Here is an 8,400-nt window from a genome sequence, read left to right as displayed (position 1 = left end):
GACGGGGGCTGGGCGGGCAGTTCCCGGCGCCCCTGGAGCGGGGGGTCGGACCGTGGTGATCTGCGGCTCTGCCTGCTGGTGCTCGCCGCTCTCCTCGCCCTGCTCGTCGCCGATCTGTCGGGGATGAGCAAGGCGGAGACCGAGCGGATCTGGCTGCCGTTCGCCGCGTGGCTGCTGCCCGCGTGCGCCTTCCTGACGGGGGCGCGCGGCTGGCTCGCCGGGCAGGCCGTGCTGGCGCTGCTCCTCAACCACCTGCTGCTCACGGGGTGGTGAGGGCTCCGTCCGGGCCGGCCGTGCGTGGCCGGCCCGGACGGGTGGGGGGTGGGATCAGCAGGTGGCGACGCCGTCCAGCCAGGCCGGGCCCTTGATGTAGATGTTGGTCATCCACGAGCCGTCGGTCAGCTTCGACCAGGCGTCGTTGGTGTAGCCCTCGGCCGTCACCTCCTGGGCGTGCTTCTGGCAGACCACGTTGACGGTGGTGGGCTGGGCGAAGTAGTCGACCACGGCGGCGTTGACGTTGGGCTCGCTGTGCGTGCGCACCCCGGTGCCCCAGGTCTGGAACGCCTTGCTGCCGCCGGTCGGCGGCGGGGTGCTGCTGCCGCCGCAGTCCGGGACGCCGGGCAGCCAGGCCGGGCCCTTGATGTAGATGACGGTCATCCACGAACCGTCGGCGAGCCTGGCCCAGACGTCGTTGGTGTAGCCCTCGGCGGTCACCGTCTCCGCGTGCTGCTGGCACTGGACCGACACCTGGGTCGGACCGGGGAAGGTGTCGACGGTCCCGGAGCCCACGCTCGGCGACCGGTGGGTGCGCACGCCGGTGCCCCAGGTCTCGAAGACCGTGCCGCCGTTGGCGGGCGGCGGGATCGGGGTGCCGGAGCCGTTGATCCGGACGGCGCCCGCGTAGTCGCCGCCGGTGCGCGCGGAGGTGACCCGGATGTGGGTGCCGGACTCGTACGCCTCGACCATCTGTCCGCCGCCCAGGTACATGGCGACGTGGTGGATGTGGCCGCTGCCCCAGAACATCAGGTCGCCCGGCAGCAGCGGGGCGGTGCCCTGCCCGGCGGAGAACCGGGCCGAGGCCTGCGAGGTGTGGTACTGGTCGTCGGCGGTGCCGTTGAGCAGGTCCTTGCCGGTCGCCCGGTAGTAGGCGTACCGCATCAGGCCGGAGCAGTCGAAGCCCTTGCGCTCCCCGTCGTGGAGGCTGTCCGGGTCGGAGCCGTCGTAGAAGCCGTAGCTGGCGCCCGGGGTGGCCGCGTGGCCGCCGCCCCAGCTGTACCAGACGCCGATCTGCGAGCAGGCCGCGTCGACGGCGGCCTGCGCGGTGGCCGAGGCGCCGGGCGCGAGGACGCCGCAGGTGGCGTCCTGGGCGTCCGGGGCGGCGTGGGCCGGGGCGGAGAAGAACGCGGTGAGCGCGAGGGCGGAGGCGCCCAGGATCGCGCCGCTGGTCCGGCGGCGCGTGCTGGTGGTCTGCAAGGGACTCTTCCTTCGTCGAAGGGGCGTCAGCGGGATGCCGGTGACGCCGGCGGGAGACGCGGATGGCACACCCCACCCCCGTGGAGGTGTGCCACCCGGGCTAGTTGTGGAGGGCGGCACGCATCTTGGCGAGGCCGCGCAGACGGTTGCGCTGGACCGTGCCGCGGTGGGCGCCCAGACGCTCCCCGGCCGTGTCGTGGGTGAGTCCCTCCAGGTCCACGAGGATCACCGCGGCGGCCTCCTTCTCGGAGAGCATGCCGAGCAGGGCGAGCGCCGTGGCGGAGGCCTCGTAGGAGCCGAGTCCGCCGTCCCAGCCGGCTTCCGGCAGCTCGTCCGTGGTGCGCTCGCGGCGGGAGGGGTGCTGCCAGGAGTCGCGCAGCAGGTTGAGGGCGACGGCGCAGGTGTAGGCGTACGGGTGCTGCTGCTGGGTCAGGCTCTGGGAGCGGGCCCGCCGGGAGAGCCGCAGATAGGTCTCCTGGAGCAGGTCGTCGGCGTCGTGCGGATTGCCCGTCAGGGCCAGCAGGCGTCTTCTCAGGCGGGGCATGTCGGCCGTGAAGGACGCGTCGAAGTCCCCCGGGCTCATCCGGTCGCCGGCCTCGCGCGGAGGCGGCGGACAGGTGCCGTGGCTGTGGTGCATTTCTTTCCCCCTTGCGGTGTTCCCCCGCGGTGGTCCGTCGTGGCGGTCCCTCGCGGTGGTCCTTGCGTGATTCCTCACGGCGTTCGTCGTGCGCCGTCCCGCTCCGGTGGTCAGGCCGGGCGGGGCGGCTCCGCGGGGCCGTAACGGGCGGCCGGCACCCGGCGCAGCAGCGCCCAGTACCGGTCGCCGTACGACCAGTGCCACCACTCCGTCGGGTAGTTGACGAACCCGGTGGCGGTGAGCACCCGGCCCAGCAGGGCCCGGTACTCGCGTGCCTCGGGGCCGATGCCGGGCGCGGCGGTGCGGCAGGCGCCCGCGCTCTCCTCCGGGGTGGCGTTGACCTCGGTGCCGAGCGGCAGTTCCCGGCCCGCACGGTCGCACAGGGTCAGGTCGACCGCGCCGCCGCTGACGTGCGGGGCGACCTCCGGCGGCGAGATGTACGCGCTCGCCAGCTCACGGATCCGCTCGGGAGCCGCGTCCGGGTGAGCCTGCCGCATGGTCGCCGCGTACTGCTCGAAGTAGCGGCGCTGGAGGTCGGGCGGCCGGTACCCCTCCACCACCAGCAACCGGATCCCCGCGGGCAGCAGGCGCTGCGCCCGCACGAGCCGCTCCAGCGCGCCGGCCCTCAGGTGGGCGTAGCTCCCCTCGGCGTCGGCCTGCCGGGAGTCGAGGAGCAACTGCCCCTCCTCCCGCAGGTCGACGAGGGGTTCCCCGCACTCGTCGTGCGCCACCGCGGCGACCCTGGGGTCCGCGAGCGTGATGATGTCTGTCACGGGAAGAGCGTCGCGTGGTCCTCTGCAAATGCTCTGCAGATCGCCTGCAAGCGCCGGACCAGGGATTTTGCAGCGGCATCGACCGCACCCCGGCCAGGGCCCGGCGGGCGGACCGTGCCTAGGCCCGCTCCCGCGCCTCCCGCGCCCCCGCCTCCCGGAAGACGCCCATCGCCTCGGCCCGGGCCCCGGCGGCCGCGCCCCTCTCCCCGTCGGCCTCCCACACCTCCGCCAGGCTCCACAGCGTCCGTGCCCGCCACAGCCGCAGCCGCAGCGTCTCCCACAGCGACAGCGAACGCTCCAGCGGCTCCCGCGCGCTCGCGGCGTCGCCGGCGGCCAGGTGCCACTCCCCCAGCGTCCGCAGCACCAGGGCCTCCCCGAACCGGTCCTGCCGTTCCCGGGCCAGTTCCAGGCAGCGCCCGAGCCGTTGGCGGGACGCGTCCAGCCGGCCGAGCCGCAGCTCGACCTTGGCCAGCGACTGCTCCGTGTACATGACGCCGAGCGTGTCGTGGAGGTCCTCGAAGACCCGCAGCACGCCCCGCAGCAGCCGCTCGGCGTCGGCGTACTCCCCCTTCGCCCGGTGGCACAGGGCCGTCGCGCGCAGCACCAGCGCCTCGCCGTGCCGGTCGTCGTCCGCCCGGTACAGCTCCAGGGCCTCGGCGAAGACCTCGCGGGCGGCGTCGTCGTCACCTTGTTCCCGGTACACGTAGCCGAGGCCGTAGAGCACCCGGGCCCGGGCGCTCCGGTCGTCGAGGCGGGCGTACCCCTCCAGGGCCCGGCCGAGCAGCTCCAACGCCTCCGGGTAGCAGGCCTGTTCACGCCGGGCGGTGGCCATGCCGAGGAGGGCCTGGGCCGCCCCCGGGACGTCGTCGTGGTCCTCGAACAGATCGAGGGCGTCCCGGTAGTAGGCGTACGACTCCTCGAACTCGTCCTGTTCGTAGCGCAGTTGCCCCAGGCCGGTGAGCAGCCACGCCTCGCCCTCGCCGTCCCCGCTGCGGCGCACCGCCGCCATGGCCGCCAGGTGCGAGCGGGACCAGGCGTCGAACTGGTTGTACAGCGCGACCGAGCTCGCGATCAGCGCCCCGGCGAGGTCCCGGGCGGCGCGGTCCATCCCGTGGTCGGCGCAGTACTCCACGGCCGCCAGCAGACCGGCCTGCTCGGCGGCGAACCAGGCGGCGGGCCGGCTGAGCAGCTCCTCCTCGGCCTGCGGGTCGAGCGGGTCGACGGGCCGTACGGCGGCCGGCTGGGGGAAGTACCGCGCGGTGCCGCCGGGGCCCCGGGCGGCGGCCTTCCCGGCCAGCCCCAGCCAGCACTCCACGAGGCGTCGCACGGCCGCGGTCCGCTCCTCGGCGCTCTCCTCCGACAGACAGCGCTCGCGGGCGTGTTCCCGGGCCAGGTCGTGGATGCGGTAGCGGCCGCGGCCCGTGCCGTCCACGCCGATCACGTCGATGAAGTGGCAGTCCACCAGCCGTTCGACGGCCTCCTCGGCCTCCTCCGTGCCGATGTCCAGCAGGGGCGCGGCGATCCAGGCCGCGAAGTCGGGCAGGTCGAGCAGGGCCAGCCGGCGCAGGGCGCGCTGTTCCTGCGGATCGAGGTCGGCGTAGCCCAGTTCGAGGCTGGTGCGCAGCTCCAGGTCCCCGGCGCGCAGTTCGTTGAGCCGGAGCCGCTCGTCCCGCAGGCGGGCGGCGAGCCGGCCGGGCACCCAGTGCGGCCGGGCGGCGAGCCGGGCCCCGGCGATGCGCACGGCGAGCGGCAGCCGCCCGCACAGGGCGACGATCTCGGCGGTCTGCTCCGGCTCCGCGCGGACCCGGTCCGTCCCGGCGACCCGGCGGAGGAGCTCCAGGGCCTCCTCCTCGTCCGGCACGGTCAGGTCGAGGTGGGCCGCGCCCTCCAGTGCCACCAGCCGGCGCCGGCTGGTGACCAGCACGGCGGAACCGGGGCCGGGCGGCAGCAGCGGGCGTACGTGTGCCTCACCGGCGGCGTTGTCGAGGATCAGCAGAATGCGGCGGTGGCCGGTGTACGTGCGGTACAGGCCCGTCAGTTCCTCGACGGAGCTCGGCAGGGTCTCCGGTCCGGCGCCCATCGCGCGCAGCAGCCGGGCGAGGGCGTCGGCGGGTTGCAGCGGGGCGGTGTCGGCGGCCCGCAGGTCCACGAACAGGCGGCCGTCCGGGAAGAGTTCGGCGGTGCGGTGGCCGACGTGGACGGCGAGCGCGGTCTTGCCCGTTCCGGAGCGGCCCGAGATCACCCCGATGGGCGGGGCGGTGCGGCCGGGTTCGTCGACGCGGCCCAGCAGGGCGACGGCCCAGTCGATCTGGTCCGTGCGGCCGACGAAGTCGGCTATGTCCGGGGGGAGATGGGACGGGGCCGGTGCGGTGCCGGCCGCCCCCGTGCGGTCGCCGGCCCGCTGCCGGTCCTTCGAGGCGTCGGCGGCCGCCCGCGCCGGCGGCCCGGGGCGGGAGCCGACCGGTGCGGGATCGCGGGCGGGTGCGCCGGAGCCGGCGGGTGCGGAACCCGGGCCGGGCGGTGACGGGGCGTACGGCCGGGTGCCGGTGCCCAGCAGGGCGGGGTCGCTCGTGAGGACGGCCTTGTGCAGGGCCCGCAGTTCCGGACCGGCGTCGATGCCCAGCTCCTCGCGCAGGACCTCGCGGCCCTCCTGGTAGGTGCGCAGGGCGTCGGAGACCCGTCCGGTGCGGAACAGGGCGGTCATGAGCTGGCCGCGCGGCCGTTCCCGGAGGGGGTGGGCGGCGACGTGGGCGAGCAGGGGCGCGATCGCGCGGTCCGCGCGGCCGAGGTCCAGTTGGAGGCCGAAGGACTCCTCCTGGGCGACCAGCCGCAGTTCGGCCAGCCGGGCCGCCTCGATGCGCGCGAACGACTGGCCCAGCCCTTCGAGGGCGTCCTGGCCCCGCCACAGCCCCAGCGCCTCGGCCAGCAGCTCGGCGGCCTCCTCGGCCCGGCCCCCGGCGGCCCGGGCGCGGGCCGAGGTGAGCAGTTCCTCGAAGCGGCGGGCGTCGACCTGGGAGGGGTCGAGGTCGGCGACGTATCCCGGCGGGCGGGTGCGGATCACCTCCGCCTCGCCGACGCGGGCCAGCGCGCGGCGCACCGCGGAGACATGGGTGGCGACGAGGGCGCTGGCGGTCGCGGGCGCCTGTTCGTCCCAGACGCAGTCCACGAGCCGTTCCGTGGAGAGCACCTCGCCCAGGTGGACGACGAGTGCGGACAGGACCGCCAGGGGTCTGACCCCGCCGAGCGGAGCCCGCCGGTCCCCCTCCCACACCTCCACCGGACCGAGAAGACGTACCTGGAGCATCGTTCCCCGATCGCCGTACCGCCCGCCCCACGGATGCGTGTTCGACGATATCGACGGGCGGTGTCCGCGGACGACGGGACTCGCGCGGCCGTGGCCGGATCAGGCCAGTCGGCCGCCGTGCCGCGAACCCCTGACAGGGCCTGACACCGGCACGCGGGGGCCCACTTCCCGACTTCCCCCGGAGAGGGCGGTTGGCTGGATTTCGACCGTGCGCAGAGAGCCCCCTCACCTGAGGGACGGTCGGCCGGTGCCGCTCGTATGACTGCCCGCCGATATTTTCCGCGCCCGGAATTCATGTGCGTCACGGGTCATACGGACGGGGCTCCGGAGGCGTCAACGGCTCGAAGGCACACACCGTTTCCACCGCGCCCAGGGAGTCGCACGATGCCACGCCGGACCTTGCTCCTCACGACCGCCGCACTGCTGGCGGCGACCGTCACGGGGTGTGCGGACGGTACGACGGCGTCGCAGACCGCCGCCGGTCCCGGTGCCGGCACCGCCGCCGGCCGCCACGTCCCGGGCGACCCGCAGGAGACCCTCCACCTCGCCGAGCAGCTCCTGATCAAGAAGTGCATGGAGAAGCGCGGATACCGGTACTGGGTGGAGGACCGCCCGGCGCCCGGCGGGGCGAGCCGGTTCCCGTACGTCGTCGACGACCCGGCCTGGGCCGCCCGGCACGGCTACGGCACCGACCTGTACCGCGAACGGCAGCGGGAGGCCCTGCGCGACCCCAACCAGCGGTACTTCCGGTCCATGCCCGCCGACCGCGCCCCCGAACTGGTCGGTGCGCTCAACGGGCCGCAGGCGCAAGGACTTTCCGCCCGCCTTCCGAACGGCATCAAGGTCACGCACAGCGACCGGGGCTGTGTGGCGGAGGCGGAACGGGAACTGTACAAGGACCTCCCGGCCTGGTTCCGGGCCACCCGGGTCACCGACAGCCTCGCCGGCATGCGCGTGAACATGGTGCTCACCGACAAGCGCTACCTGACGGCCGTCAAGCCGTGGGCGCGCTGCATGAAGGCGAAGGGGCACCCGTACCCGACCCCCGCCGAGGCCCGCGCTGCGGCCACCCGGCCGGACCAGGAGTGGCCGCACGCCAGGGAAGTGCGGCTGGCGTCGGCCGAGGCGGCCTGCGCCGGCTCCGGTGACCTGTCGGCGGTGGCGAAGTCCCTCGACACCGCGTACCGGGCCGAGTTGCGGCGGCGCTACCCCGGGCCGACGGCCGATCTCGACCGGCTCCGGCGCGAGGCGCTGCCCCGCGCCCGGGCGATCGTGGCACGCGGCGACTGAGCGCGGCCTTCCCCACAGACCACCACGGCACCGTCCGTGGTTCGCACCACCTGTCGATCACTCATCACGAACGAAGGAACCCCCCATGTCCGTCAAGCGTGTCCTCACCCTCGCCGCCTCCGCCGCGGCCGTCGCCGTCCTCTTCTCCCCGGCCACCGGCGCCAGCGCCCTGGAGTCCGGCGCGCAGGGAACCAAGTCGGTCCAGCTCGCCTCCGCCGACGGCTTCCTGCACGTGTACACCCAGCCGTACGGCGGTGGCCGTGAGTGCAAGTGGTCGGGCAACTCCAACGACTGGGGCACCTGCCGCAACCTGACCTCCGACATCTGGAACAACGGCTACGCGGGCGGCCTCGACGCCGTCGACCTGTACACGGCCCCCAACGCCGGTGGCGCGCACGCCTGCATCAGCCAGGGCGACCGCTGGTGGGACACCACCACCGGCAACTACCGCTTCACGTACGGCGCCGGCCTGGAGCAGTTCGGTGCGAGCGTCAACAACAACATCTCCTCGCACCGCTGGGTCGACTACTGCAGCCAGGGCTGACCCGCCCGCGAGTTCGCCCCGGCACCCGGCCACGGGTGCCGGGGCGACCCGTTTCCGGGGGTCCGCCCCTTCCCGTGTCGCCCACCCGCCCGCGCTCCTTCGGCTGCCGGACATTTGAACGTCACACCGAGCGGGAACGTTTCCCTCGTCCCCTCTGCATCGCCTTGCCTCCGCCATGCCCCGTGTCCCACCACGGGTGTGACGCGAAAGGACGACGTGCGCCGTGTCCCTGCTTCCGCTCGAAGGTCCCCCGGGTCCGCTCCCCGCCGCCGCCCCGGCTCCGCTCCCGGTCGGCGTCCCGGCCCCCGCTCCCGCCGGTTCCCGCCGCTCGCTGTCCCGTCTCACCCGCCGCCTGCTCACCGTTCTCCCCCTCCTGCTC

General features: G+C 74.6%; 6 protein-coding genes and 1 pseudogene. 3 read left to right on the top strand and 4 right to left on the bottom strand.

Annotated features, from left to right (window positions below):
* Positions 1-273 (top strand): annotated as a pseudogene (locus AOJ26_RS33455) (hypothetical protein); the annotation flags it as partial.
* A gap of 54 nt (positions 274-327) precedes the next feature.
* Here AOJ26_RS33455 and AOJ26_RS33450 read toward each other — a convergent pair.
* The 4 genes from AOJ26_RS33450 to AOJ26_RS33435 all read right to left on the bottom strand — a co-directional run bounded on the left by AOJ26_RS33450 (position 328) and on the right by AOJ26_RS33435 (position 6,187).
* Positions 328-1,473: a C40 family peptidase gene (locus AOJ26_RS33450; RefSeq protein WP_053852124.1), complete on the bottom strand. Its 1,146-nt coding sequence runs from the start codon at positions 1,471-1,473 to the stop codon at positions 328-330.
* A 100-nt stretch (positions 1,474-1,573) separates the two neighbouring features.
* On the bottom strand, positions 1,574-2,110 hold the full coding sequence (locus AOJ26_RS33445) for an RNA polymerase sigma factor (RefSeq protein WP_053852123.1): 537 nt from the start codon (positions 2,108-2,110) through the stop codon (positions 1,574-1,576).
* Between the two features lie 110 nt (positions 2,111-2,220).
* Positions 2,221-2,883 (bottom strand): M15 family metallopeptidase, encoded by a 663-nt coding sequence (locus AOJ26_RS33440; protein ID WP_053852122.1) that lies wholly within the window; start codon positions 2,881-2,883, stop codon positions 2,221-2,223.
* 118 nt (positions 2,884-3,001) lie between these two features.
* Positions 3,002-6,187 carry an AfsR/SARP family transcriptional regulator gene (locus AOJ26_RS33435; protein WP_053852121.1) on the bottom strand — a complete coding sequence of 1,062 codons (3,186 nt, stop codon included), beginning with the start codon at positions 6,185-6,187 and terminating at the stop codon, positions 3,002-3,004.
* 384 nt (positions 6,188-6,571) lie between these two features.
* On the opposite strand from AOJ26_RS33435, the gene AOJ26_RS43120 reads away from it, so the two are divergent.
* Both AOJ26_RS43120 and AOJ26_RS33425 read left to right on the top strand, forming a co-directional pair.
* Entirely contained in the window at positions 6,572-7,477 is a 906-nt protein-coding gene (locus AOJ26_RS43120) for a hypothetical protein (protein ID WP_053852120.1), read from the top strand.
* An 85-nt stretch (positions 7,478-7,562) separates the two neighbouring features.
* A complete protein-coding gene (locus AOJ26_RS33425) occupies positions 7,563-8,021 on the top strand; it encodes a hypothetical protein (protein ID WP_053852119.1) in 459 nt (152 codons plus the stop codon).
* Positions 8,022-8,400 lie beyond the last annotated feature (379 nt).

It is taken from the genome of Streptomyces sp. NRRL B-24085 (genome assembly GCF_001282115.1).
GTDB lineage: Bacteria > Actinomycetota > Actinomycetes > Streptomycetales > Streptomycetaceae > Streptomyces.
This window is presented reverse-complemented; position numbering and strand designations above follow the sequence as displayed.

Bases quoted from the DNA above. Each gene is read 5' to 3' on its own strand.
- AOJ26_RS33445 (WP_053852123.1), bottom strand. From the start codon at position 2,110: ATGCACCACAGCCACGGCACCTGTCCGCCGCCTCCGCGCGAGGCCGGC.
- AOJ26_RS43120 (WP_053852120.1), top strand. From the start codon at position 6,572: ATGCCACGCCGGACCTTGCTCCTCACGACCGCCGCACTGCTGGCGGCG.
- AOJ26_RS33425 (WP_053852119.1), top strand. From the start codon at position 7,563: ATGTCCGTCAAGCGTGTCCTCACCCTCGCCGCCTCCGCCGCGGCCGTC.
- AOJ26_RS33435 (WP_053852121.1), bottom strand. From the start codon at position 6,187: ATGCTCCAGGTACGTCTTCTCGGTCCGGTGGAGGTGTGGGAGGGGGAC.